Origin of the sequence: Pseudoalteromonas sp. L23, from assembly GCF_021728455.1 — a bacterium.
Lineage (GTDB): Bacteria > Pseudomonadota > Gammaproteobacteria > Enterobacterales > Alteromonadaceae > Pseudoalteromonas.
Genome location: NZ_JAKKCW010000019.1, coordinates 30,250 through 55,102, shown reverse-complemented (window position 1 = coordinate 55,102; position 24,853 = coordinate 30,250). Strand labels below are relative to the sequence as shown.

The following is a 24,853-nucleotide window of genomic DNA, read 5'->3' as shown; positions in this document are numbered from 1 at the left end:
GCTGCTGTAGACGCGTTATTCACTAAATTTCAACGCTTGGTTGCGTTTGTTTTGTGATAGTGAACAACGCCAACTAAATTAAAATTGCACATAATTTCGACTGGTTACACTAGGATAGAAGTAAAGCTTAAAAAATAAACAAAAAATACAAAAAAAATTTACAATGCGTATTTTAATGCATAGATTAGCTGACCAGATAAGCGAGAGGTTTTCTCCTGATTTTTATATTTTACCAATAAATACATGTGGTTAATTTTTATTTTAGGGAGAGGTAACACTACAAGGAAAGGGGAATAAATAGGCTGTAAAAATTCCAAATGAGTATAGGGTATGTGATTTTTGTTAATTTATCTTTACATTTAGGTTCGGTTTTTGACTTTTGAATTGTTAACAAGGACAAAACCAACCAAGGTGAAAACCATGCTTATTATTAAACCTGGTTGATACAGCTTTAGCTTCTCTTTGATCCTCATTTTCTATGCCGATTTGTTGAATATCGCAACTTTAAAGCCACTAAACCATCCCAAGTTAAGCCCTTTTTGCAGTAACTGCATCACCATTGCTGTGCCTTGTGCTAAATCATCACTTTGCTCGGCCGCGTATTCACAAACAAAACTAAACGGCAGTGCATTCTTCATGCTTTGTAGACAAGCAAATTCTGCTTCCGTTAACGAGTGATACCCAGTGCGCATATCGCGCTCTCTGGCGAGTATCCAGTAGTTTGGTTTTGTGGATACTTCAGGGACAGGTGTACTGTTCTTTAACGCTTGCCAGCTGTCGACCGCATTATGTGTAAATCCCAATAAGTGAACGCTGGGGTGAAAAGTAAACTGCAAGTTTGGAAATTGTGCTGCTGCAATTTTTTGTAGGTGCACAAGTCCCAATTGAGGCGCATCTTCTGCGTCAAATGCACTGAGTAATGTACGTTCAAATTGTGCGATTTCAGTGAGAATAGGGTAGAGCTTAAATGGCTCAAATTGACTTAAATATTCAGGAAGCGCGTCGCCAAACTGGCGCAATGAGGTCGAACGTGAAGGAAAGTGCTCTAGATAGCCCGAGAACATCTCATCAAACAGGGCATCACCCAAATAAAAGCCAAGCATTTCGTGATCTTGTTCTAACACTTTTTTTAATCTGATGTGGTAAGCGTTAGTGTATATTTGCGCACGTTGTGCGACATTCAGGCCACTTTGATATTCAATTTCAGCCATTAATTGGCTGTCATCGCCTTTTAGCATTGCAATAAAGGCGTGTTGCAGCGCGGCGAGATCAGCCATATGTTCTCCAACTGCTAGGGGCTATTCCTTTGGCCAAGTTCAGCTCTTGTAACAATCCCGCGAGCTCAGGAAAGTTATCATCACGCTCAATCATGGTGTTAATGGGAGATCTGTTCTGAGTATATTGTCGATATAAACTCCATACCTCTTCGCAAATTGGTTGGTCGTGCGTATCAACAATATGGGTCCCAAAATCGCTATGGCCGGCCAAGTGGATTTGCGCGATTGCTTGTGTTGGTATGGCGTTTAGGTAAGTCATTGGGTCGAATTGATGATTGCGCGAGCTTACATATACATTATTGATGTCGAGTAATAACTGGCATCCGGTACGCTGGTGTAATTCGCTCAAAAACGCCCACTCTGTCAGCTCAGATTGTTTGTAGTTTAAATAACTTGAGACATTTTCAAAAATCATTGGACGCTCAAGGTAATCTTGTACTTGATTGATTCTTGCGGTGAGATGTATCAGCGCTTCTTCAGTGTAGGGAAGTGGCAATAAATCATGGCTATTAAATTCGCCTAAGCTGCTAAAGCAGAGGTGATCTGACACCCATTCGGGTTCAACCCGTGCGATGGTGCGTTTAAGTTGCGCAAGGTAATTCATATCTAGGGGCGAAGTACTGCCTATCGACATCGATACTCCGTGCATCACAATGGGGTAGTGCTCTTTAATCTGCGAGAGGTAATACCAAGGCTTGCCGCCGTCGACAAAGTAATTCTCAGAGATAATCTCAAACCAATCTACTTGTGGCTGAGTGTCGATAATAGCGTCAAAATAACACGTGCGTAGGCCAAGACCAAAGCCCAGAAAGGGTACTGACATAATTGCGCTCTTTTAATGCATTGTGCGTGTTTATCTATTGCAATAATAATCTTGATAGATAAACACGCGCCGAGGTTAAAGCTTATTAGCTTTCTGCTTTGCCACCAATGTCAGCACAGGCCTTTGCTGGCATGCTGACAAATCCAGTCCCTTTGCAAGAAGCGTGTCCCGCACAAGCATTACTTGCGGTTTTACAATCGTTATGGCCTCCGCAAACGTTGACATCGTGGCAGTGCACAAGGTCGGCCTTTGCGACACTGCCAACCCAAGTGTCTTTTTGATTGCCACCGACATCACTACACGCTTTGCTCGGCATGGCAACAAAGCCAGTGCCTTTGCAAGAAGCTTGTCCTGAGCAGGCATTACTCGCTGTTTTACAATCGTTATGTCCACCACAAACATTGACATCATAACAATGCACTAAATCTGTTTCAGCTGTCGCAGCTTGTGCGCTTGTAGAATTGTTCTCTGTGCTATTACAACCGACCAAACCCGCTACCATCATCGCCATTGCAGCGCCCGTTAATGCTTTCATGTTTTTAATCCTCTTTGTTATCTATTAACGTGCTTAGCTTCGGCCAAGGGGCTGCTTATCTTTCAAGTTTGTTTTTGCAGCAGTTTGATTGCCATTTATACAAGGCAGAGCCAGCGTAGCATAGTTGTTCTATGTAAGTCTGGCGATAACACAGTAGAAATGCCAATCAAGCGCTGCCCTTCGGGTTCACCTGAGTGTGCTTCGTTCTTTGTTGCTCAACTTTAGCTTAGCCCACTATGCGGCAAGTCGAGCGCCGCGATCAAAACTCACTCAGGAGAACAAAAATCAAACAGCAAAGGTAAGCAGCCCCTGGGATTATCGAAACGCAGTCACGTTATAAAAGACCTAGTAACCGCAAGATCCATTTCAGTGTAGAAGAAAAAATGGGGGATAAAGTTAAATCTTACGAAAATAGGAAGGCGTTAATCCCGTCCATCGCTTAAATGCACGGCGAAAATTAGTGATGTCGCTAAACTGTAAAGCGGTTGCAATTTGTTCATTGGAATAGCCTTGCTCAGTCACATAAAACATGGCTTGTTGACGATGCAGTCTGTCTTTTTCGTTAATAAAAGTAGTCTGATGCAGCTTGAGTTTGCGTTTAAAAGTTGCAGCGCTCATGCCCATCATTTCGGCGATTTGCTCACTATGATATTTAGGATATTTTAACTGTAAGCGGTGCAGCTGGGCGAGAAATCCACGCTGTGGTGAGGGCAAGGCTTTTAACTGCCGAGCCACTAAATAAGGAAAAGTGCCAATTTGTTGCTGAGCTAAAGCTTGGTTACTCATTACAACGGCAAAATCACTGTGATCAAAGCTGTAAGCTAGGTGTATATGGCTCAGGTATTGCGCGACTTGTTTTGGCTTTGTATACGGAAACTGCAATGTTAATGTGGTTTCTGGGCTGCGCCACTTAAGGTAGCCACAACAAAGGCTTGCCATTGTTTCACATAAAAATCGCGTGACCGCAGGCTTACCTTCTGCAATGGCGGGTGAAAACAGTAAATGGCAGCTTGTTTCTGTCTGGAGTTTTCTAATGTGGTAAAAAGGCAGTATATCCAAACCTTTAAGCAGTAGAACTTTGAGCAATTGTTGTATGTTGTGGCAATTAAATAACAGCTCGGCATGGTGACTGATTAGCGTATTAAGTAGGTATTGGCCGTAAATAAAACTGACTTCCTGACAGCTCGCCTGACTGACAAGGTTGCTTACTATTGTTTCAAACTGCTCATAACTAATGAAGGTTGGGTTAGCGTGCAGATCGGTATAAAACAACTTACTGCCTTTCAAAATGACGTCTGCATGTACACCGCGCTGGGAAGCCAACTCCACTAAAGGGAGTGCAAAATAGCGACTCGCAAGCTGTTTTGTTTGGCACTCAAAGTAGGACATTAAGCCGCAGCTACCTTGGCCTGATTCAGCTCGTTCACAAGCGCTGCTATCAGAGATTCAAATTCACAGTGTTTGTCATTAACTTCGATACAGCTCCATCTCACTGCACTATATTGCGGCTGGTTTTCACCATCATCATAGTTGGCATGGCGAGCGATAAATTCGGCCGCACGATTGGCAAAAGCTTGGGCCTGGACATGGTTGCTGTGTGGGTGAACGACCACAAATTTATCCGCTGCAAAGCGACATAGCAGATCACTCTCTCGCATGCTTAAAGAGAGCATATCGGCAATATCGCGTAGTAACTGATTACTTTTTTGCATACCATGCTGGCGAGCGTAAGCGGCAAAATCACATATATCGAATAGCGTTAAGCAAAATGGGCTATTGCCATTGGCAAGGCGAGATTGTTCGTGGCGAACTTGATTTTGCATATACTCTACGCTGTAGAGGCCGGTGACAAAGTCGGTCATGCTGTGGTCACGATAAAAACGCTCTTTTTTCATCAAGGTTTGATTGAATATGCTTTGTTCTTTATACCAGTAATAGGCTGAAATACTCATCAGCACCATGCCAAAGCAAGCAGGGATCGCTTCAAAACTGGTTAAATAATGGGGCGTGAACACCACCATCTCATCTAAAAAATCCCACAGCATAGAAACATACATGGCACTCAACCCTGCAAACAGTAGGTTAGTGACGAGTCCTTTTGGTCGAGTGAGCAAGGTCACCGCTATCCAAATCAGTGTCATCAGCGTGAGGCCACCTTCACCAACGCTATCGAGCCAATTGACGTCCGACAGTGGTCGCAATACAGAGGTATAGGCTGTGATGGTAATGGCAACCAGTGTAAGTACCACCAGTAGCAACCACCGCGATTGATGCAGTAAAAAAGGCTGAAGTTTCATGTTTGTCGTCTAGTCAAAATTTAAAGCGATATAGTAAAAACTTGCGCTTGGTGCTGATAGGGTCAATTTAGCTCAGTAAAGGCGATGTTTTTATGACAAAAACCGCAACATTTTTGCATAACAGCAGCTAGCAAACCGATTGTTATTCAGAGTTCAGGTTAAATATCGTTGCCAAAATTCTAAGGGCTGGGGGGGTCATATCGGCTCAAATTTACGCGTTCGGCTGGCATAAACGCCCTGTTATAGGCTGCAGCGCACTCAAGTGAAATAAAAGCGTCACGTTTTCGCACTAGGGTAGCCGCGACGTTTTAGCGGGGCGCTAAAATTCTACTCAACCTGTGCGAGCAAATAATGAAAAAAAATCTACCGACTAGCTTTACACTTTCTGCCGTTGCGATGATCTGCGCTGGACTGACGTTAAGCTCAGCTGCAAATGCTAACACCCTAACAGGGCAAGTCAGTTCCGTATCGAAAAAGAGCCACTTTCAAGGGGCTAAAGTGGTGATCAAAGAATTAGACAGAACCCTTATCTCTGAGCGAGATGGTCGCTTTACCGCAACGAATGTCCCAGCGGGTAATTATACGCTTGAGATAAGTTATCTTGGCGCTGAAACCGTGACTAAAAGCATCACAATTACTGATAACCAAGTCACCGATGTTCAAGTACAGCTTGGTTCTCAAACGGGCCAAATGGACGATATTATTGTTGTAGGGCAAAGAGCTGGACAAGCAGGTGCATTAAACCGACAAAAAAATGCTCTGTCACTTAAGTCGATCGTCAGCGCGGATTCCATCGGTCAGTTGCCGGATCAAAACGCAGCAGAAGCACTGCAACGTCTGCCTGGACTTTCTATTCAACGAGATCAAGGTGAAGGCCGTTTTGTGGCAATTCGTGGGATCGACCCAAATCTCAACAACGTCACCATCAATGGTGCAAATGTACCTTCTCCTGAAGCCGGCGTGCGCTCGGTGGCGATGGATGTCATCCCAAGTGAGTTAGTGCAAAGCCTAGAGGTGAGCAAAACGGTCACACCGGATATGGACGCATCAGCGGTGGGTGGTAGCATCGAAGTAAAAAGCCTCAGTGCTTTTGACCGAGAAGGGCAGAGCTACAGCGTGACGTTACAAGCGTCACACAATGAACAGGTGAGCGAGACCAGTCCAAAAGCGTCGTTTAGCTTCACCGATATTTATGCCGCAGGCAAAGAGTTGGAAGTTGGGGTTGCAACGGCGGTATCTTGGTTTGAGCGTGAGTTTGGTTCTCATAATATGGAAACCGATGGCGGCTGGATGGAACTAGAAATGGACGATGTGAACTCAGAAGAAGAAGTGAGCTTTTTTGGTGCGGAGGAAATGGAGCTGCGCCACTATCGTATTACGCGAGAGCGTTTAGGGGCGGCACTGAATCTTGATGTGCATCACAAAGGGTTTAACAAATACTACTTACGCACGCTCTACAGCAAGTTTTCTGACGATGAATTTCGTCAACGCAATGAGTACAAGTTTGACAAAGGCGATGTATTTGCCGATGAGCTAAGCCAAAATGCGGCCTATTTCTCAGGTGCAGAAATGGATAGAGATACCAAAGACAGATATGAAGAGCAAAGCATTTTATCTGTGGTTTTGGGCGGCGAAAACTTAGTGCAGGATTGGTTTATTGAATACAGTATTGGCTACTCGAAATCAGATGAAAGCGAGCCAAATCGCTTGGATACCTCATTTGCTGGAGAAGACTTTGCGCTAGGGTATGTACTGGATGGTAAGACACCCACGCTTGCAGCGGATGAAGCTTCTCAGCAACTTAGCAATTTTGAAATCGATGAAATTGTCTGGGAGAACAACCTAAGTGAAGATGAAAATACTAGCTTTAGACTGGATTTAACTAAAGACTTCACTTTACTTGGTCACAATGCGCAAATTAAATTTGGTGGTAAATATGCCGACCGTGAAAAGTTTAACCGCGTTGACGCCAAGCTATATGACGGCGGCTTTGATGATCTAACGGCGAAAGACTTTGCCGCCAATGAGCCTGAGTATGAGCTTGGGGCCTTTGGTCCGGGTTTAAGTCGCGGCCAGATCCGCGACTACTTCTACAGTAATCGCAGTGCCCTTGAGCTAAACCAGCTTGAAACTGACATTGAAACACAAGGTCGCTCATACACCAGTGAAGAAACCGTCACCGCGCTCTACGCCATGCTGACGGTCGACATTGATAAACTCAATGTTATTGCAGGCTTTAGATACGAAGACACAGATTATGCAACGAGTGGTAATCGTGTTGAACTCATTAATGATGAAGTGAATGACGTTGAGCGCGTCGAGATCAACCAATGGCAAGTTGAAGATAGCTACGACCATTTATTACCAAATTTAACATTACGCTATGAAATCAGCGATAAGCTGATCACCCGTTTTGCCTATACACAAACTCTTGCGCGTCCAAGCTTTGAAGATGCAGCAGCATTTCAAATCATAGAAACAGAGACCACCGAAGATGATGGCGAAATTGAAATTGAGCGTAAAGCCGAAGTCGGAAACCCAGACTTAGACCCATACAAGTCAACAAACTATGACTTCTCGGTAGAATATTACCCCGGTGCGATTGGCGTGTTATCTGCGGGCGTTTTTCACAAAAACATCGATAATTTTATTGCCAAAGCCGAGGTGCAAGATAACGGTCAGTGGCAAGGCTATAAAGAAGTTATTCAAAGTGTTAATGGCGGCGCCGCTGAACTAACAGGGGTAGAACTTGCGTACACGAATAACTTTAAAAATGGTTTGATGCTCTCAGCTAATGGTACATTTATTGATGCTGATGACAATCTACCAAACCAATCCGACACCGTGGGCAACCTAATGTTTGGTTATGAAAATAGCCAAATAAGCGCAAGGTTGAGTGCGTCGTACAAGAGCAAAAGCTTTTTGTTTGAAGAGAACAAGCAGCGCGTTTTCCAAGACGACCATCTGCAACTCGATTTCAGCATGAAGTACTTTTATACCGAGCAAACTCAGCTGTATTTCAACGCGATCAATTTAACCGACGAGCCGATGAGTATTTATCAAGGCGACACTCGTTACAACTACCAATACGAAACCTATGGTCGTTCATTTGAGCTTGGAGTAACGGTAACGTCTTTCTAAGAGAGAAGTAGAGGTGGGTGTCCTTGTAAAAGCAAAAGGATTATTAAAAGGACAGCCACCGTATCGATCTAGGGTCTTAGGTATAGGATGTATTAAAAGGATATTAAAAGATATTAAAAGGACACCCACCTTATTTCCACCTTATTTATATGCAGGAGGATGCAGTGGTAACACTGTGTCGGTAACAATGAAAATAACATCAATAGCATTACTATTCACGCTTAGTAGCACAGCGCAAGCCGCAGAAAATATTAACTTTCTGGCCTTTGGAGATGGTGGCTATCACCCAGATTATCCAAAAACAAAGCACATTAAATCGCCTAAAAATAAGGCCGAGTTTATTGCTGCTGAAAAGGCGGATTGGTTAGAAGAGCATCGCCCGCTCGAAGAGTTTAATCATGCGCCTATCTATGTTTATCCGGGAACCGAAACCGCAACGGAGGAAACCGGTGCGTTGGTGGTTGGACAGGCAATGGCCTCTTTGTGTGAGAAAAAGCCATGCGACTTTGCTATTCAGCTTGGTGATAATATCTATCCTGATGGAGCGGCGGCTAACGATGGCAAGGACGACCAAAAGCGTATGGATGACTTGATTTTAGGGCCGCTAAAGCCGCTCCTTATTCAAAACCCAGAGTTGGTCGTGTACTCAGCATTAGGCAACCACGATTGGAAGACGTCTCGTCGCGGCGTGAAATTACAGACCGAGTGGATGGCTAAGCAAGCTAATTTTCACATGGATGGCAAAGGTTATTACAGCTACACCTTTGGTGAGACAGGCAATAATGTCGAGTTTTTTGTACTTGATACCAATATGTTGCTCTCTGGCCAGCATTATTACGAAATTCCACTAAAACCGGACGGTAGTGAACAGGGACTGGCGAGTGCACTGGCAAGCGGACAAGCTGAAGTAGAAGACATTGAGAAGCACGAGCAACCTGTAAATGGGGAAGATCACAGGCAATTGGCTTGGCTTGCAAATGGGCTTAAAAACTCAACCGCAAAATGGAAAATTGTATATGGACACCATGTACTTTGGTCTATTGGTGGCACCAAATATGACGAAGCTCATGTATTACGCCGCTTAATCTTACCCGAACTATGTGAGTATGCAGATGCATATATCGCAGGCCATGAGCATGATTTGGAACTGTTAACGGACGACTGCTCACGTGTACTCCCTGGAAACACAAAGCCTAATTTACCACTTATTATCAGCGGCGCCGCATCAAAAATGCGCGGCACGCATACACCGCTTGCTAACTATCAAGAAAAGCGTTACCCAGAGTACGAGCTAGTCTGGAATAAAGCTTTTACTTGGGGCTTTGCGCATATCGAATTAGACAACCAAAAAGACATGTTAAATGTGTCGTTTTACTCAACGCCAAACGATTTAAGCGGTCAGCTGGTGCCAGAGCAAAGCTTTAGCTTCGCTCACCGCAGTAAGTAACGGATCAGCAGGCGATAAACATGCGGTTTTAAGCATTTAAAAAGGGTGAAATACAGATTAAATGTAATGCTGTGTAATTGATAACTTCCGTTTTGATGAACTAGATTTAACAGGAGTTTTACATCTTAAGGAAAGCATCATGCTACCGTCATCAATTACACGCACTAAACTTCAACTACTTGGAATATCATTATTGCTTGCTACAAGTACATTGGCTGCGCCAAGTGCGCTTGCTTACTCGAATGATACTTCTTGTAAACCGAATAACGATTGGTTTGGCAGCCCTGTGCCAAATCCTCCTGAAGGTGCAAATAGTCCGTTTGCATTTAAAGATGGTAAAGATCTTTCGACAAACTGCGATTTTCATCAGTGGTCGTGGAATAAGTTTCTCTATTTAACGCAGCCTGACAAGCGTGCTCCTGGTGGCTTGTTGATGTTTGGTTCTGGGTTTTGGCAGGTTGATAATGCGCTAAAACCTTATTTTGCCCCTTGGAATGATTTATTAAATCCAACCGGACTTCGCCCCGCAAATGTGTTGATCCTTGAAGATATAAATCAAGCTGGATCAGATGGCGTTATTTACAGCAAGTTTGGTGGGACGCCCGTACATTATTCGATCCACGTTAACGATACTTATATGAAGTCAGCAACCTCCCACCCTAAAGCAGATAGCAAAGCTGAATTTGCTGTGGGGTCGGTTGAGTTAAAGGTTGCTTGGATGGATGTCAAAGCGCTGCAGCAAGTCTATCCAAAGCTTGATTTAGCTGAGCATTTTTATATTCGTAAAGCGGTTTACCAAAAAGACAATAAATATAGCGGTACGGGAGAAGTGGCGCTCGTTGGCATGCATGTTGTCGGTGTGGTTGAAAATCACCCAGAGTTTATTTGGGCGACGTTCGAGCATAAATTGAGTGCACCAGATTACTACAGCTCTGAGGGAAAGTTTAAGAAAAGCACGGCTTACTTACAGCAAGATAAAGTAGTGAGTAATAGTCACGATCTGCTATTTTATCGGGGCGGCACAGAAGTGCAAAATGCACATTTAACGTATCCAGCTTCTGAAACTACGACCAACACGTTTCGGTTATATCAATACGGCGTGCCAAACGGCAATCCATATATAGCGGGTAATAACCCTGAGCTGGTGGGGAGTCAGACACAACAAGCTCAAGATGAAACTAACTTCAATAATATTACTGAACTAAATAGCTTAGTGAATGTAAAACTGGAACAAAAGAATCCCGTTTGGAGTAACTACTTTTACTCCGGATCAATCTGGCTGAGCACGCAAGATTACGATTTTGCAAATGGCATTAGTGGCGATATTGTGGGTAAGGGAGCCAACGAGGCGTTACGCGGCTCATTGGCGGTTGCCAATATCACTATGGAAACTTATACCCAAACTTTCAGCGATGTCACTGGCACCGAGCCACAAATTAAACCAGCTAACTGCTTTAGCTGCCATGGTATTAGTGCAGGTAAATCAACGATGCAAGTAAGCCATATTTACAACAACTATTTAAAGTTAATGCAAAAGAGTCAGTAAATCAGGGTTCCTGAATGCGCACAGGCTCAAAATAATAAGCCACCGATTTTAGCGGTGGCTTATTACTTCAAGGAGTTTAATCAATTTGCTTTGTGGGTTGCTTTATCTTTTGCATTAGAAAGAACAAAAGTCCTATAAAAACGATATTGATGAACGCCATGATAAGGGCTACTTGATCCTCTGAGTGCCCGCGAAAGTCAGACAGCAAATCAGCAAAGATAAATAGGCTATAAAACGTACCTGCTACATTTAAGCCCCATCCTACAAAACGGGATGTCTTTACAAGCTGAGTGTAATCGCTAAGCTTTGCCATAATAAAGTGATACCCATACATCACACCAACGGCTGCCATCATTAAGCCGACTGCTGCATTGTCGCCTCGTTTATTTAAATAATATGCATCGAAACATAAAGCACCAACTGCAAAGATGCCTATCAAAATAACAATGGCTTTAATCAAAAATTCAGCGACTGGGTTGGGCTCTCGCTTTGTTGAAACTTGAGATCTTGTCATCGTAACTTGCTGACCATTCCGTATTACTTGTTGCGGCTGTTGTTGATAAGCTTGACCATATTTGGGTTGTTGATTTTGCACACTCACATCACTGATTGCACGAGTGGGCGTTCCTTCATCTAGAATATGCTCAACGCATTTCTTAATTAACTTATTTATTGTCACAAAAACTCCTTGTCATAGAGATTAATTCGAGTATTACCAAAACTCTTTATCTAGTGGGCGGTTATTTTTTAGGTCATAAAAGGGGGCTTGTTTTACTAAATCTTCGCCTAATATTTGAATATGGTCTTGGTGGTCAAGATAGGGGCTTTCTATCGTTTCTTGCCAACCTTTATAAAACGAACTTGGTATGGGCTGAGTGGTATCCATAAAACGGTGGATTTCACTCCACAGCTGCACGCTGCTGTCCATATCCTTTGGCTCCCAATCGGTTGAATAAAGTGTCTGGCGCTTAAGTGTTTTTGGGTATCGAAGTGGTGCTAAAAACGCCAAGTTATGCCTCACACCTTTCCCCGAGGAGACCTTTACAATATACAGTTCAACTTCATCAAGTGTTAACGAGAAACTCCCTTCGTTATTGCCAATGGGAAATGTGACAAGGCCAGTATTTCGGAAGAAGTCGACCCGTAGTATCTCAGATGTATGGTGTTTAATTCTGTGAACTCGATAAAAAACGAAGCTTGCAAACGCCACTAACCCAATCATAAGGTAAAGGATATGAGGCTCAGACTCTTTCAGATATACGGGGAGACAAACAAGCGCAAATATTGAGGCCATATAAGCAAAAACGATATTCGCAAGTTTCCCTGCTCGCGCAAAGTCAGCTCCGCCTAATGCGATACGTAGGTTCGATGAGAGCACGTTATTATCTTGCAAGACAAAGTCTGCTTTACTATTTACAGCCACTTTTTGCATGCCTTTACTAATGTTAAAGTCTCGTGGTATCGAGTCCTCTATTTTTAGTAGCGGTGTTTCTTCTATTGGCCGATCATGCACTACCTTATTTACAGGCACCGAAGGAGTTAACGTTTGTGTCTCCTTTTTACCCTCAGTTTCCATCACCTTTTCAACAATTGTTTTTACCAAAATAGCTATAAAAGCGAGAACTGATTGATTGGATTTTAACTTGTCTCTCATGGGTAGCCTTTAGTTAATTTAGGAGTCGCTGCAACACACCAGCAGGGCTCATGCCATAATCTTCGATTTCGACGTTAATGACTTGCTCAGCCCAAAGATCTGGCTTATCTATCTTTCCTTCTTCGTCTCTTTCTGACGCAGGTAACTTTAACTCTTGAGATGAACCTGAGTATATTGTTGCTCCTTTACCTCTAGGATATTTTCGACACCGCATTCTAATTTGAATTTTAGAATGATTGAATTTATCAAAATAGGGATAAAGAGCACTTTCTTCAAATTCAATAATTAAACCCGTTAAACTAGAATTAACGAAGATATTGGTATTTTGCCAAAAGTAATCCAACGCCGTTTGAGCTTGTCCTGTGGGTGCGACAGCAATTAATGAGCTCCAAGGTTTTCCAGCTAATAGTGGGCGAATGTCCAGCTGAATGTCTAAGTAACCAAGCTCTGATTCTGGAATATGACCTGGTATTTGCACATTAAACTTTGCAACTTGGAACTTGCCTTTGGAGGTTACCTTGTCATATATCCGAGAAGGTGTGTGTAATTGTACAACAGATACGTCGCTAACTATTTGTGGAGAAAATAACTGATCATAGAGACTATGAAGTGCATATTCAGGGTTTGTCTTCCAGCAGTAATAGGGGTTATCACCAAACCAATCACGCTCGCCACCCCCATATGCGTCACTGCCCCACGGGCAAGCTTTAATCCAGGCTTCCAGCGGTTCATCGCGTAATAGATAATAAATACCATATCCAAGTAATACCAGAATGAGTCCTACATAGCCCAGTTTACTCATGGGGCTTAAAATAACGCCTCTGGTGATCGTGGCAAGTATGGTTGGCGCGGTTTCAACTGCTAGCGCGACAAAGCCTGCTGTTGCAATACTGAGGCCTGCAGCGCCACCAGAGTCACCGCGTTTAAACGCGTAATAGGCATCAAAGCCTGACAATCCGGCACTATATGCAGATGCTAAGAGGTTTAATCTAGCTGTCCATGTAATGATGTTTGCTTTTTTCGCAAACTCAGGACCAAACTTACGAACGGCGCTGAGATTTCCTTTAGCCATTTTGTACTGTTGAAATTTTTGATATTGGCGCAGGCTAGGTAACCCAACTTTCATCTCTGTGACCATTGAGAGAGTAGAGAAATGAATCGCTGCTAGATCAGCAATACTACCCATGAAGTCAACGAGTTTTCTATCTCCACTCATATCCCAATTCAAAAAGGCTTGTCGAAAGTTAGCGACTTCAAAGATATATACAATACCGAGTATACCCGCCATTCCTCCCTTTAATGACTGCCCAGATACAGACTCGGTCACAGCCGCATTTTGCCATTTTTGTAAGTTTGCGAGCCTATCAGATAACTTTTTAAGTGTTGCATGTTGATTATCTAACTCTGTTGCATACTGTTTTGCCTCTTCTACCGCCGTATCATATATTGCTTGGGCTGTTGATTCTACTGACTTGGCTGAGACATCAGCACCAGTAATTTTTATCAAATATGCAATGGATTTGTTTTTGCTTTCAATCGTTGTGATGGTTTCCGCTTGATTGAGAGACTGGGTTAGAAATTCAAGTCGTTTGTTTAAATTAAGTACGTCTTCTAACGATAGTTTGAGCTTAGAGCCTCTATATCCAACGTCTATTTTGCGTTTATTACTGCTGCGAATAATTTGGTTGAGTTCTTTAATTTGCTTTTCTGCAGCCAACTTTCGAGACTGAGGATCAAGTGGCATATACCCTTCAGGAAAGTCCCCGTTGAGGTAATCTTGCACTCTCATTTCCACTTCAACTAAATACCCAGGTGCTGAGATATCGACCAAGCGCATCAAAGGTTGCAGCACATCTGCTTTTGCATCAATGAGTTTTGCAAACGGATATTTCTTCCAAGCATTGTTTACCTTCACAAAAGAGTTGACCTGTTTTCTAGAACGACTGACGGCAACTTTTGCTTTAGCAAATTTAGCCTCTAACTCTCGTAGACGCGCACGTTCCAGTTCTAATTGTTGATCAAGCTGCGCTCTGCTCATTCCATGTTCTTGCTCTGTTAAGTTTTCAAGCACACTCTTCTTATACTCATATTCAGCACGCTTTTCTTGTAACTCTTTAAATGCTTTTGCTTTTTCTCTTTCAGCGTTGATAAGGGCTTGTTCTGACTGCGCTATCTCATGTTGTGTTGCATCCATTGCCTCTCGAGTTTGGGCCTTTTGTTCCCCAAGCGTACCCGGATGTGTAGAGAGGTTATAAGCGGCCTCTGGAATTTCGAATAAACTGCCTGCTAAACCCATAATCACTTGGGAGAGGCGGCGCCCCATTTGCTCACTCTCTTCTTGTGGCAAAATGGCTTCTTGAGCATGGATCTTTTGTATTTTGGCGCTAGTTAAAGGCAATGCAAAGCGATCATATTCCGCCTTTTCGTAGTCGTGTAGTTTGTCGCCTGTGGGCTTTGGAAACAAAAATTGGGTGATTTGCTTAGCTGGTTTTGTCGGGTGTTGACCCAGACATTGCAGGATAAAATCTTGCCCCTGATAGCCTGAACTTAACTCATGCCAAAACTCTTTGTCTGTATTAAGGTGTGCAAGCGGTGCGGCTGGGTGAGGCTTTAACGCGAGAAATACATCGGTGACTAAGTCGTATGCTTCAAAGAACCTCAGATCTGATTGGTAGGCATAGTCTTTAAAGCACTCAGTAAAACCTGCACTAAGAGATTCTTGATTTAAGAACTCGACTAGCTCGTCAGAGATTTCTGCAATGCGACGAGCAAGTTTTTGGAAGGCCTTTTCTTCCAAAAACTTAAAGAACTTATCTTCCTCTAAATGAGAAGTGCGCCAGTCCTTTAATTTATTGGCAAAGTCGACCGCATCTTCATCAGATTCTACAAGAGTCTCTCCACTGCCTTGAATTTCAATGTCTTTATCTAAAATCGAATCGGCTTGATGGTAAAAAACCTGCACCATAAAGCTGGCGAGTTCATACTTAGCTTGTTGTTGCAGATCAATTTCACCGGTTGCACTATCTAACCCTGATAATTTGTTGAGTAAATGCTGAATATCCGTGGTGAGATCTTGAATTTGTGAGATGAAATATCGAGCCACATGGATCCCGTCAAAAATCGGCACTTGGGCGATTTTATCGCGCTCTGGAAGGTGCAGCTTTTGATGAAGTGTCGGGGTGTTAACTACTTTGCCTTGGTCGTTATAGCCTGTGGCAAATTGCCCTAAGTTATCCAGCTTCGTCATGCGCTGTGCTCTGAGCGCTGTTGCATCTCCTGGGGCGGGGCAATGTCTTTCTTCGTCAGCGAGTGGTGTGCCGGTATTTAAGCGTGGATCCTGCTCATTAAAACCGCCAAACAACAAGATTTGTTCCCACGACCACTGCACTTCGGACCACGCGATTTCTACGCTTACTTCGTTACCATTTAGTTTATGCGGAACGAGAATACTGCTGGTTGGCTTACAGGTTGCTGCACGCGTGCCTTGCGGTCGAGTGTTTGGCTTATTGGCCGACTTTTTCCAACTTAAAAAGCCTTTTTGCCAATACAAATTTACATCTGAGAATAGCGCCGGAGCGTCAAAGTCTTCAGGTTCGATAACTTGTAGTTCACGCCATAAATAGCCATCGACATAAATATAGATAAATCCGCTGGTTACCGGAGAGGCCGATTGTAGTTGTTGTTCTGGCGTGTCGTATAAAAATGGATAAATGTGAACCAGCTCAATGTCGGCATCGCTGCTTTGTTGATCTACCGTGTTTGAAGTGTAAAGGGGGACCTTATAATAGCCTTCTTTTGTGCCATCAACCGAGGTGTCTTTGAGCATCAAAGAGACCACTTCTTTGTCGCTTGCATAACCCTCAAAAACAAGTTCTCTAAAATTACCGTTAGCATTGGTTTTGGTTGGTAAAGTGTGGCTCATCCTATCTTCACCTCTTCATCGCTTGGTTTACTACTGCCCGACACTTTTATATTGATCTTATTCGTACCGTCTTGGCTTAGTGGTTCTGCGCCAATTACTACATCAAGGCCTGCAGGAGTGGCACCACCGGGTTGGTTTAATGGTGCGGGGGGCGTATTTTTATTATTAGATACCATTAAATCTCCCTGTCTAACCGCCGGTTTTCCCTCGATGTAAACATCAAAGCTGCCTTGCAGAAACTCTGCTTTTTTACCCAATGTTCGACTAGCGATACCTTTTTTATTACCGGGCTGGTCTCCCGTACTTTTTGAAAAGTTAGACTTGATATTGGCTGCACCGTTACCTTGAATTTTTACTGAGCTGGCAACGCTTGCGGCGTCTGATGAGCGGGCGATGTTGCTATAAGGAATAGGCACAACCACTTTGCCTATCTTAGTCAAACATACGTCTACTGTGCTTAACACACCGCCGCTGCCACTATGCACAGCGGTTCTACCGTTAATGAGAACATTGGTATTTGAAACGATAGCTGCTTGTCTGGCTTCGGCTTCAAAATCTCTGGCAACATCACTCTCAGTTCCTACTTGCCAACCCAGTTTAAGGGTTACCAAGTCTAAGAATGCTTGTGGATCGCTAATAGGCAGATTGACATCCATTCCCGTTATTGGCTCAATATGGGGTAGAACAGCCGTTTGGTTTTGTTCATCCCATTGTGGTGGGTCGATGATGTAGTCAGGAATAAACGCATTGACCATTTGGCCTAAGGTAAAATCGCCGTATTTGGCTCTTTCGATTTCTTCTAAAAAGGCTTGCTCTCCCGCAGCACGGTCGGGAAATATCGCAATACGGTAGGCTTGTCCCAGCGCTTGATTTCGCTTTGCACTAATATTCAATGGCAGTAAGGCTGGATTGTTGTGTCGCCAAGAAGCTGAACCTGAGGTTCGTAATTTGGCAGTTTGCGCGTCGACATTGTATTGCACGCTCTGGGCTTCGCTGCCTGCACCGGCGCCGATAAAGCTCATTGTGTTGTCCTTAAATTATTCCTTTAGTCGCAGTTGTATTGATTTCACCTAATACAAATGGCGTAATTTTTCCGCATTGTCTGCGCTTTGTCAAAGTGTGAATTATTGTGAGCGTTTATTAACGTGAGCTGTATAAAACAGGTGCGAGTGGCAATGAAGGTGGAAGTGAGTGGATAAACCACCTTACTAATGCAAAGTGGTTTGGGTCGACTTGGATTGATAAGTTCTGGGAGTTAGGCAAAGCTTTCGTTGATGAGTTCTGCGTTATAGCCTGCATTACGAATAATAGCGATAACCTCGTCTTCTCCTTTGGTGCTTGAAATTTCAACGATTTTATCGTCTAGGCGGACATTCACTTGCGCTTGGCTATCAGCCGCTTGCATTGCTTCTGTGATTGCTTTTACACAGTGACCACAGACCATTTTTTCTACTCTTAGTCTTAACATCATTATTTCCTTTGTGGATTAAAGTGCTTGCACTGTGAAGCTTCCCTTGATGGTAAGGTCAACTACTATTTAACAATAAGCTTCTGTTAGATGAATGAACAATTTTATTTGACCTTACCATGAGGGTAAGGGTTAGTGTCCAAAAATGAGAGTAAACGCGTTTGCGGAGATAGAAATGGACAAGGTAATAAAATTTAATGTATCGGGCATGACATGCGCCTCGTGCGTTGGCCGAGTTGAGAAAGCCTTAGAGAAAGTGTCTGGCGTTGTCAGCGCCAGTGTTAACTTAGCCTTGGAAGCGGTGTCTGTTGAAGGCAGTGCGGAAGTATCGGCGTTGGTGAGTGCGGTTAAAGATGCTGGCTACAAGGTCAATACCAGTGAAGTGCAATATCAAGTTAAAGGCATGACTTGCGCGTCTTGTGTGAGCCGAGTGGAAAAGGCGGCGCAAGCATTACCGCAGGTAATTAAAGCCGAGGTCAATTTAGCGACTGAAAAGCTAACCTTAACTTTAGTGGCAGAATTACCGTTCGCTGAAATAGAAGCCAAGCTTAACGACGCCGGTTACACTGTGGTACAGCCACAAGCTGACTCGGATGAGTTAAGCGAACAAGTGGCCGCAACTCCCTTTTATCGCGCTGATTGGTTCCCAGCAGTGGCGTCACTGACGCTCACCTTACCTATGGTGCTACCCATGTTTGCCATGTTGTTTAACCAAAACTGGATGCTCCCGGCGTGGATGCAATGGGCACTGGCAACACCTGTTCAGTTTTATTTTGGTGCGCGTTTTTATCGTGCCGGGTGGGGAGCAATAAAAGCGGGGACGGGGAATATGGATTTGCTGGTGGCCATCGGTACCAGTGCAGCGTATGGCCTATCGCTGTATTTGTGGTGGACATTCAGCGGTGAGCATGGCGCTCCACATTTATACTTCGAAAGCAGCAGTGCCGTGTTGAGTTTGGTGCTGTTAGGTAAGTATCTTGAACACCGAGCCAAGCGGCGTACAACCAGCGCCCTTAAAGCGCTTGAAAGCTTAAGGCCAACATCGGCTATGGTCTGGCGTGATAACAGTTGGCAAGAAGTCCCAGCTGCGGCAGTAAAAAGCGGCGAACGACTACTGATCAAACCTGGTGAGCGTATACCGGTTGACGGCGTTGTAGTTGAAGGTCACTCACAGGTAGATGAAGCGCTTATCAGCGGTGAAAGCGTACCTGTTTATAAAGCACAAACAGATAAAGTTACTGGTGGTTCGGTGAATCTTGATGGCGTGCTTGAAGTGGATGCAACCAGTGTTGGCGCGGAATCGACACTAGCCAAAATTATTCGTTTGGTAGAGCAAGCACAAGGCGCGAAAGCACCAGTGCAAGCGTTGGTGGATAAAGTGAGTGCGGTATTTGTACCAGCGGTATTGGTGATTGCGCTCATTACATTTTTTGCATGGGGGCTCAGCACAGGAGATTGGCCAACGGGTATTCTGAATGCGGTGGCTGTTCTTGTTATTGCTTGCCCGTGTGCGCTTGGTTTAGCAACACCTGCCGCGATTATGGCAGGTACTGGCACTGCCGCGCGTTATGGGATCTTAGTAAAGGATGCAGGTGCATTGGAGCAAGCAACTGCCATCGATATGGTAATTTTTGATAAAACGGGCACGCTTACGGTGGGCAAACCAGAGCTTAGCAATATGCACACTTTTACGTATCATCAAGACGATGTGTTACAGCTGGCGGCATCGTTACAGCAATACAGCGAACACCCGCTTGCCAAGGCGGTGGTAAACAAAGCACAAGAAAAGCAATTGTCATTACTCCCTGTAAGCGACTTTAAAGTGGTAGCGGGTAGAGGCGTTAAAGCACAATACCAAGATAAAACAGTCTATTTGGGGAGCGGTTTTTGGATGCAAGAGTTAGGCTTAACTTTGCCTGCGCTACCAGAAGAAATACCCGGTGCTTCCTTATCTTGGTTAGTAAGCCAAAATAGTGAACTGAGCTGCGAGTTTTTGGCGCTATTTTACTTTACTGACGAGCTTAAAGCTCATGCCTTTACAGCGGTCAAACAGCTTAAGCAGCAAGGGATCAAAGTTGCAATGTTGACCGGAGACAGCCAAAGTAGTGCACAGTACAATGCTAAATTGCTAGAACTGGACGATTATAAAGCGCAAGTACTGCCAGAGCACAAAGCTGAGTATATTGCTAATGCCCAACAGCAAGGTTACTGTGTGGCAATGGTCGGCGATGGGATCAATGACGCCCCAGCGCTGGCACAGGCTGATCTTGGTATCGCAATGGCTACCGGTACGGAAGTGGCGGTAAGCGCGTCGGCAATGACGCTGATGCGTGGCGAGCCAAGCTTAGTGGCATCTGCTTTAGCGATGGCAAAATTAACCTATCGCAAAATCAAGCAAAATCTATTTTGGGCATTTATCTTTAATGTCATTGGCATTCCATTGGCAGCACTGGGTTACCTTAACCCTATTTTTGCAGGTGCGGCGATGGCGGCCAGTAGTTTACTAGTCATTAGCAATGCGTTGTTATTGCAACGTTGGCAACCAAAGGAGTAAACGTCATGGAAAAACTGATCACAATCGGCGAAGCCGCGCAGCGTACTGGGCTCTCGGCAAAGATGATCCGCCATTATGAAGCAAGCGGGTTACTAAAGTGCAGCAAACGAAGTGAAGCGGGTTACCGGCTGTACGACTCGCAACAATTACAATTGCTAGGTGTGATAAAGCAAGCACGAAAATTGGGGTTTCCTATTGCGCAGATCCAATCTTTACTCGATTTATTACAAAACCCAGACCGTACTAGCCGTGAAGTCAAATCGATAGCGCAGCATCATTTGAATGAGATTGAGCATAAAATCAATGAACTTCAGCAAATGCGCGAGACCTTGAAACAGCTGTCGGACAACTGTAGTGGTGACGAAAATGCAAACTGTCCAATTTTAGATGGGCTTTGCCAAAATAGCCTAAAGTAGCCGACGGTTAGAATAGCCAAACGTTAAAAAGCCAGTCTTTAATGATGAAGACTGGCTTTTTTGTTGTGTAGAATAGCGCTAAGCTTCGAGTAATAGTTTTGACTCGGTTAGTGCGAGCAGTGCAGTTTGTAACCTTGGCAGCGCCGCTTCAATTTCACTCGGTGAAATCGTACAAACGGCAGCGCGATACCAAAGCTGTGACGCTTTAGAACGACAGCCGAAACTGGCAAATGGCACCAGTGCTAATCCTGCGCTATCAATTAAATACCGACTGACTTGATCTGCATTTTCGAGTACGTTTCCATCGGGGGTTTCCATATTGATGGCGTCGATCTTCAAGGTCATATAAATGCCGGCATTTGGTATAAATGAATCGATTGCTATGCCTGCGCCTTTCATATCCTGAACACCCTGATGCAGTACCGCCATTGAGGTTAGTATTTTTTCTTTAAAGCCGGCTAAATAGCTTTGTAGATAGGCTTCATTTTGAAATAACACCGCGGTGGCAAGTTGCTCTGCCGTTGGAGCCATTGCACCTATATGTTCTTGGATCACCTGCATTTTTGCTATCACTTCGTGTGGGCCTGTCGCCCACCCAACTCGAATGCCTGTTGCGGCAAAAGCTTTGGTGCCAGCATCAACCACAATTAAGTAAGGCTTGATATCTGGGCAAAGCGACGCCGGATGATAATGCTCAACCTCTTGCATTGTCAGCATCCAGTACACTTGGTCGTAGATAACGTAGAGTGGTTTGGCGTTTATCGCTCTGCGGCGCGCGTTTTCTGCCACAACCATGTCGCAGATTTCACTGAGCTGTTGCTTTGAAAACATGGAGCCATTAGGGTTTTGTGGTGAGCATAAGGTGATAAGGCGCGCATCAGATATATGCGCTTGAAGCTGTTCCGCTGTAGGTAAAAACTGATTTGCTTCGCTGGTTTCAATTGGCACGTGCTTGCCACCACACATGGTGGTGTAAAACATGTTATTCCAAGAAGGCACAGGGTAGATCACCTTGTCTTCTGCGCTCACTGTGGCGAGCATCGCAGAATACAGCAAAGGTCTTGCACCGCCAGAGATCAGCATCTCCGTATCTGGGTTGTAGCTGACGTTAAAGCGCTTTTTAGTTTGTTTTGCTACCTCATCGCGAAGTGATAACACCCCCTCAAGCGGGGGATAATCGTTATGCTTGTTCTCGTAGGCTTGCTGGATCTGTGCGGTAAGGTAGTCGGGCATCGGAAATTGTTGCGTGTCAAAATCTCCAATGATCAAATCACAAATTTCTTTCCCCTTTGCAAGCTGCTCCTGCACGTAAAACTCAAGGTGAATAATGTCCGAGTAATCAAGTGCATTGGCTAAATTTGATAGGTTTTCCATTGTTATATTTTTCTCCTTAAGTATTTGTTCTGGAATAATTTAGTACTATTTAAACGAGTAAAGTTAGCGCTGCGACTTCTCTAACTTTGTTGAGTGCGAAGTCAATTTCGGCTTCTGTAGTATGCCTGCCTAGGCTAAAGCGGATGGTTGCCTGTGCCAGTTCATCCGATAGCCCAAGAGCGGTTAATACGTGGCTTGGCGATAGGTTGCTTGACGAACAAGCTGAGCCGGTACTGACTGAAATGCTTTTCTTTAATAGGCTCAGCATTTTTTTACCGTCGGTGTCATGGAAAGAGACGTTACAAACATGGGGGAGTCTTTCTTCGCTCATGCCATTGACTTGCACCTGTTGTAGCTCCAATAAACCATCTTCTAGCTTGTCTCTTAGCTGCTCAACTTTGTCAATTGCGCCATTGCTCAGTTCTCGCTGGGCAAGTTCTACAGCCTTGGCAAAACCAACAATGCCAGGCACATTTAACGTGCCACCGCGTAGTCCTTGCTCGCTTCCACCACCGGTGATCTGCGGTCTAATATCAACCACTCTATTGCCATGCTGATGTCTTAAATACAGGCCGCCAACCCCTTTAGGGCCATAAATTTTGTGTGCCGAGCAAGTTAAAATATCAATAGGGCAAGTGGTCAGATTAATATCGACCTTGCCTAGCGCTTGTGTGGCGTCAGACATAAATAGAATGCCATGTTGCTTTGCAATAAAGGCAATGTCGTCGATTGGATTAATGGTGCCGATTTCGTTATTTGCGTACATCACGGTGATTAAAATCGTTTCAGGCGTGATTGCGGCCTTCATTGCGTCAATATCAAAGCTGCCATCTGGTAGCGGCTCAAGATAAGAAACGCGAGCGCCTTCCTGTTCTAGATCTCTATGTGTTGCAAGCGTTGCTGGGTGCTCAATCGACGAAGTAATAATGTGCTTGCCTTTGTGATTACAAGCACGAAACACGCCGCGGATCCCTAAGTTGTTGCTTTCAGTCGCGCCAGAAGTAAAGATAAAATTTTCAGGTTGTGCACCAAGGGCATCTGCAATTTTTTCACGCGCTTGTTCGACCGCTTTATGGGCGTTCCAGCCATGTAAACCATACATGCTCGCAGCATTACCAAAGTCGTTACAAAAGTAAGGTAGCATGGCTTGTAACACAGCTTCGTCGCACGGTGTTGTGGCGTTATGGTCTAAATAGATAGGAAAGCGTAGCGACGCTTCCGTGGTGGACTTACTCTCTAGTGCTGTAATGAGTGACATAAAAAATCTCCGTATAAAATTGGGGCAACAGTCAAATTGAAGCGGATAAATGCGTGCGTTACGCTTCGCAAGCTTCGGCTAGGGTGCTGGTTTGGGTGTTAATGGAATAATCTTCCATATCAAAGTCAGACAAGAAGATATTGGAGATCTTAACGATATTGTCGCCAAGGCTTTCGTCTTGTAGGAAAAGTCCTAATGCTACTTCAGTACCGTTCACGACTTTGTGAAAGTCATCCATTTCAGAGAAGTCCATAATGTGGAATACCCCTGCTTGAGGGTTCATTTTCAGCGCTTTTTGGTATGTGTCTTTATAGTGCTGCGCCATGATAAGCGGGCATTTTGCAGTCCATATATCCTTATCTTTTGATTCAGCTAAAACGATGTCTACTCCCTTACTGTTTTCGAATAGAATTTTAGTTACACCGTTGCTCGTTGCGAGTGACAATTGTGGGAAACTTGCTAAATCTTGCGAGATGATTTTACGTAAAGATTGGATCCCACGGTTTTTACAATTGCGCTCACCCTGAAGTACTAAGCGGTCGCGTTTTACAATGCTGTAATCACTTAATACGGCTTCTAGCTCGTCAGGTAATGGCGCAAGCCCTTGGCTGTCGGTGGTCATTGCTGGGGATGCAGAAATATCACAAGACTCACTACCGCACTGTAAGCCCAGATCGTCTATCAACACGCCAAGCACCACTTTAAGTTTTTTCTTGTGCTCTAGAATCGCGTTGTTAGCAACATTTAACACCTTTACCATTGAATCTATTGAGAATTCGGTAGCGGAATAACGCGGATCAAAATGCCCACCTTCTAGATAAAAGGCGGAGACAGTCGGGTAGTGTTCAGCGACATCCATACGGATCATCTCTAGGAGTTTTTGCTCTACTTTTCCAACCATTTTTTCTTTTAATTTCATTTCGTTAGTCTCTATCTGTAGTTGTGTTAAAGGTGTTTAATACCTTTGAGTAACGGCCTAATTAGTTTGTTTACCGACAAGCATGTGCCAAAGCGGTAACGCACGAAGTAATTAATTTCCATGCCCTACTAACAAAGTGAGGTTAATAAAAAGTCAACTTCACCTTAAGGATGAATCTGCTAAGTTAAATAACTGTAAAGATTGCCACGGTGGTAAGGTCAA

General features: G+C 44.2%; 18 protein-coding genes and 1 pseudogene. 6 read left to right on the top strand and 13 right to left on the bottom strand.

Annotated features, from left to right (window positions below; translation table 11 throughout):
• Positions 1-476: 476 nt before the first annotated feature.
• The 3 genes from L3V43_RS21305 to L3V43_RS21295 all read right to left on the bottom strand — a co-directional run bounded on the left by L3V43_RS21305 (position 477) and on the right by L3V43_RS21295 (position 2,635).
• The gene (locus L3V43_RS21305) at positions 477-1,277 is read right to left on the bottom strand and encodes a DNA-binding domain-containing protein (RefSeq protein ID WP_237117348.1); all 801 of its coding nucleotides are present in this window, start codon (positions 1,275-1,277) and stop codon (positions 477-479) included.
• Positions 1,270-2,100, bottom strand: coding sequence for a DUF692 domain-containing protein (locus tag L3V43_RS21300; protein WP_102058449.1), 831 nt, complete (start codon positions 2,098-2,100; stop codon positions 1,270-1,272). The genes L3V43_RS21305 and L3V43_RS21300 overlap by 8 nt, the downstream gene beginning before the upstream one ends.
• Before the next feature lie 85 nt (positions 2,101-2,185).
• Positions 2,186-2,635 carry a hypothetical protein gene (locus L3V43_RS21295; RefSeq protein ID WP_010603656.1) on the bottom strand — a complete coding sequence of 150 codons (450 nt, stop codon included), beginning with the start codon at positions 2,633-2,635 and terminating at the stop codon, positions 2,186-2,188.
• 159 nt (positions 2,636-2,794) lie between these two features.
• Here L3V43_RS21295 and L3V43_RS21290 point away from each other — a divergent pair.
• Positions 2,795-3,010 (top strand): annotated as a pseudogene (locus L3V43_RS21290) (hypothetical protein).
• A 21-nt stretch (positions 3,011-3,031) separates the two neighbouring features.
• On the opposite strand, the gene L3V43_RS21285 reads toward L3V43_RS21290, so the two are convergent.
• Positions 3,032-4,024 carry a helix-turn-helix domain-containing protein gene (locus L3V43_RS21285; protein ID WP_237117349.1) on the bottom strand — a complete coding sequence of 331 codons (993 nt, stop codon included), beginning with the start codon at positions 4,022-4,024 and terminating at the stop codon, positions 3,032-3,034.
• The gene (locus L3V43_RS21280) at positions 4,024-4,932 is read right to left on the bottom strand and encodes a diguanylate cyclase (protein WP_010603654.1); all 909 of its coding nucleotides are present in this window, start codon (positions 4,930-4,932) and stop codon (positions 4,024-4,026) included. Before L3V43_RS21280 ends, L3V43_RS21285 begins: the two co-directional genes overlap by 1 nt.
• A 351-nt stretch (positions 4,933-5,283) precedes the next feature.
• Between L3V43_RS21280 and L3V43_RS21275 the strand changes: the two genes are divergently transcribed.
• The 3 genes from L3V43_RS21275 to L3V43_RS21265 all read left to right on the top strand — a co-directional run bounded on the left by L3V43_RS21275 (position 5,284) and on the right by L3V43_RS21265 (position 11,066).
• On the top strand, positions 5,284-8,073 hold the full coding sequence (locus L3V43_RS21275; RefSeq protein ID WP_237117350.1) for a TonB-dependent receptor: 2,790 nt from the start codon (positions 5,284-5,286) through the stop codon (positions 8,071-8,073).
• 187 nt (positions 8,074-8,260) lie between these two features.
• The gene (locus L3V43_RS21270; protein ID WP_237117351.1) at positions 8,261-9,520 is read left to right on the top strand and encodes a metallophosphoesterase; all 1,260 of its coding nucleotides are present in this window, start codon (positions 8,261-8,263) and stop codon (positions 9,518-9,520) included.
• A gap of 139 nt (positions 9,521-9,659) precedes the next feature.
• Entirely contained in the window at positions 9,660-11,066 is a 1,407-nt protein-coding gene (locus tag L3V43_RS21265) for a hypothetical protein (protein WP_235368190.1), read from the top strand.
• A 76-nt stretch (positions 11,067-11,142) separates the two neighbouring features.
• Here the strand turns inward: L3V43_RS21265 and L3V43_RS21260 are convergent, their stop codons facing one another.
• The 5 genes from L3V43_RS21260 to L3V43_RS21240 form a co-directional block, all read right to left on the bottom strand.
• On the bottom strand, positions 11,143-11,745 hold the full coding sequence (locus L3V43_RS21260) for a hypothetical protein (RefSeq protein ID WP_130165878.1): 603 nt from the start codon (positions 11,743-11,745) through the stop codon (positions 11,143-11,145).
• A 33-nt stretch (positions 11,746-11,778) separates the two neighbouring features.
• A complete protein-coding gene (locus tag L3V43_RS21255; protein WP_237117352.1) occupies positions 11,779-12,720 on the bottom strand; it encodes a hypothetical protein in 942 nt (313 codons plus the stop codon).
• 13 nt (positions 12,721-12,733) lie between these two features.
• Positions 12,734-16,642 carry a hypothetical protein gene (locus L3V43_RS21250; RefSeq protein WP_237117353.1) on the bottom strand — a complete coding sequence of 1,303 codons (3,909 nt, stop codon included), beginning with the start codon at positions 16,640-16,642 and terminating at the stop codon, positions 12,734-12,736.
• Positions 16,639-17,664 carry a DUF4150 domain-containing protein gene (locus L3V43_RS21245; RefSeq protein WP_102058456.1) on the bottom strand — a complete coding sequence of 342 codons (1,026 nt, stop codon included), beginning with the start codon at positions 17,662-17,664 and terminating at the stop codon, positions 16,639-16,641. Before L3V43_RS21245 ends, L3V43_RS21250 begins: the two co-directional genes overlap by 4 nt.
• Positions 17,665-17,897: 233 nt before the next feature.
• Complete coding sequence (locus L3V43_RS21240; protein WP_233525271.1) at positions 17,898-18,113, bottom strand: heavy-metal-associated domain-containing protein; 216 nt, start codon at positions 18,111-18,113, stop codon at positions 17,898-17,900.
• Between the two features lie 172 nt (positions 18,114-18,285).
• Here L3V43_RS21240 and L3V43_RS21235 point away from each other — a divergent pair, with 172 nt between their 5' ends.
• Together L3V43_RS21235 and cueR are read left to right on the top strand one after the other, a co-directional pair.
• Positions 18,286-20,664, top strand: a complete 2,379-nt coding sequence (locus L3V43_RS21235; RefSeq protein WP_235368186.1) for a heavy metal translocating P-type ATPase — start codon at positions 18,286-18,288, stop codon at positions 20,662-20,664.
• A 5-nt stretch (positions 20,665-20,669) separates the two neighbouring features.
• Complete coding sequence (gene cueR, locus L3V43_RS21230; protein WP_010369762.1) at positions 20,670-21,080, top strand: Cu(I)-responsive transcriptional regulator; 411 nt, start codon at positions 20,670-20,672, stop codon at positions 21,078-21,080.
• A gap of 78 nt (positions 21,081-21,158) precedes the next feature.
• On the opposite strand, the gene L3V43_RS21225 is transcribed toward cueR, so the two are convergent.
• From L3V43_RS21225 to L3V43_RS21215, 3 genes are read right to left on the bottom strand one after another with little or no spacing between them, the layout of a single operon-like run.
• Entirely contained in the window at positions 21,159-22,454 is a 1,296-nt protein-coding gene (locus L3V43_RS21225; RefSeq protein ID WP_102058459.1) for a pyridoxal phosphate-dependent aminotransferase, read from the bottom strand.
• Positions 22,455-22,503: 49 nt separating this feature from the next.
• The gene (locus tag L3V43_RS21220) at positions 22,504-23,712 is read right to left on the bottom strand and encodes a cysteine desulfurase family protein (RefSeq protein WP_235368185.1); all 1,209 of its coding nucleotides are present in this window, start codon (positions 23,710-23,712) and stop codon (positions 22,504-22,506) included.
• Between the two features lie 58 nt (positions 23,713-23,770).
• Entirely contained in the window at positions 23,771-24,631 is an 861-nt protein-coding gene (locus tag L3V43_RS21215) for a hypothetical protein (protein ID WP_010369754.1), read from the bottom strand.
• Positions 24,632-24,853 lie beyond the last annotated feature (222 nt).

What these genes read in the sequence shown, in the direction of transcription:
- L3V43_RS21305 (WP_237117348.1), bottom strand. Translation starts at nt 1,277, where the DNA reads ATGGCTGATCTCGCCGCGCTGCAACACGCCTTTATTGCAATGCTAAAA.
- L3V43_RS21300 (WP_102058449.1), bottom strand. Translation starts at nt 2,100, where the DNA reads ATGTCAGTACCCTTTCTGGGCTTTGGTCTTGGCCTACGCACGTGTTAT.
- L3V43_RS21295 (WP_010603656.1), bottom strand. Translation starts at nt 2,635, where the DNA reads ATGAAAGCATTAACGGGCGCTGCAATGGCGATGATGGTAGCGGGTTTG.
- L3V43_RS21285 (WP_237117349.1), bottom strand. Translation starts at nt 4,024, where the DNA reads ATGTCCTACTTTGAGTGCCAAACAAAACAGCTTGCGAGTCGCTATTTT.
- L3V43_RS21280 (WP_010603654.1), bottom strand. Translation starts at nt 4,932, where the DNA reads ATGAAACTTCAGCCTTTTTTACTGCATCAATCGCGGTGGTTGCTACTG.
- L3V43_RS21275 (WP_237117350.1), top strand. Translation starts at nt 5,284, where the DNA reads ATGAAAAAAAATCTACCGACTAGCTTTACACTTTCTGCCGTTGCGATG.
- L3V43_RS21270 (WP_237117351.1), top strand. Translation starts at nt 8,261, where the DNA reads ATGAAAATAACATCAATAGCATTACTATTCACGCTTAGTAGCACAGCG.
- L3V43_RS21265 (WP_235368190.1), top strand. Translation starts at nt 9,660, where the DNA reads ATGCTACCGTCATCAATTACACGCACTAAACTTCAACTACTTGGAATA.
- L3V43_RS21255 (WP_237117352.1), bottom strand. Translation starts at nt 12,720, where the DNA reads ATGAGAGACAAGTTAAAATCCAATCAATCAGTTCTCGCTTTTATAGCT.
- L3V43_RS21250 (WP_237117353.1), bottom strand. Translation starts at nt 16,642, where the DNA reads ATGAGCCACACTTTACCAACCAAAACCAATGCTAACGGTAATTTTAGA.
- L3V43_RS21245 (WP_102058456.1), bottom strand. Translation starts at nt 17,664, where the DNA reads ATGAGCTTTATCGGCGCCGGTGCAGGCAGCGAAGCCCAGAGCGTGCAA.
- L3V43_RS21240 (WP_233525271.1), bottom strand. Translation starts at nt 18,113, where the DNA reads ATGATGTTAAGACTAAGAGTAGAAAAAATGGTCTGTGGTCACTGTGTA.
- L3V43_RS21235 (WP_235368186.1), top strand. Translation starts at nt 18,286, where the DNA reads ATGGACAAGGTAATAAAATTTAATGTATCGGGCATGACATGCGCCTCG.
- cueR (WP_010369762.1), top strand. Translation starts at nt 20,670, where the DNA reads ATGGAAAAACTGATCACAATCGGCGAAGCCGCGCAGCGTACTGGGCTC.
- L3V43_RS21225 (WP_102058459.1), bottom strand. Translation starts at nt 22,454, where the DNA reads ATGGAAAACCTATCAAATTTAGCCAATGCACTTGATTACTCGGACATT.
- L3V43_RS21220 (WP_235368185.1), bottom strand. Translation starts at nt 23,712, where the DNA reads ATGTCACTCATTACAGCACTAGAGAGTAAGTCCACCACGGAAGCGTCG.
- L3V43_RS21215 (WP_010369754.1), bottom strand. Translation starts at nt 24,631, where the DNA reads ATGAAATTAAAAGAAAAAATGGTTGGAAAAGTAGAGCAAAAACTCCTA.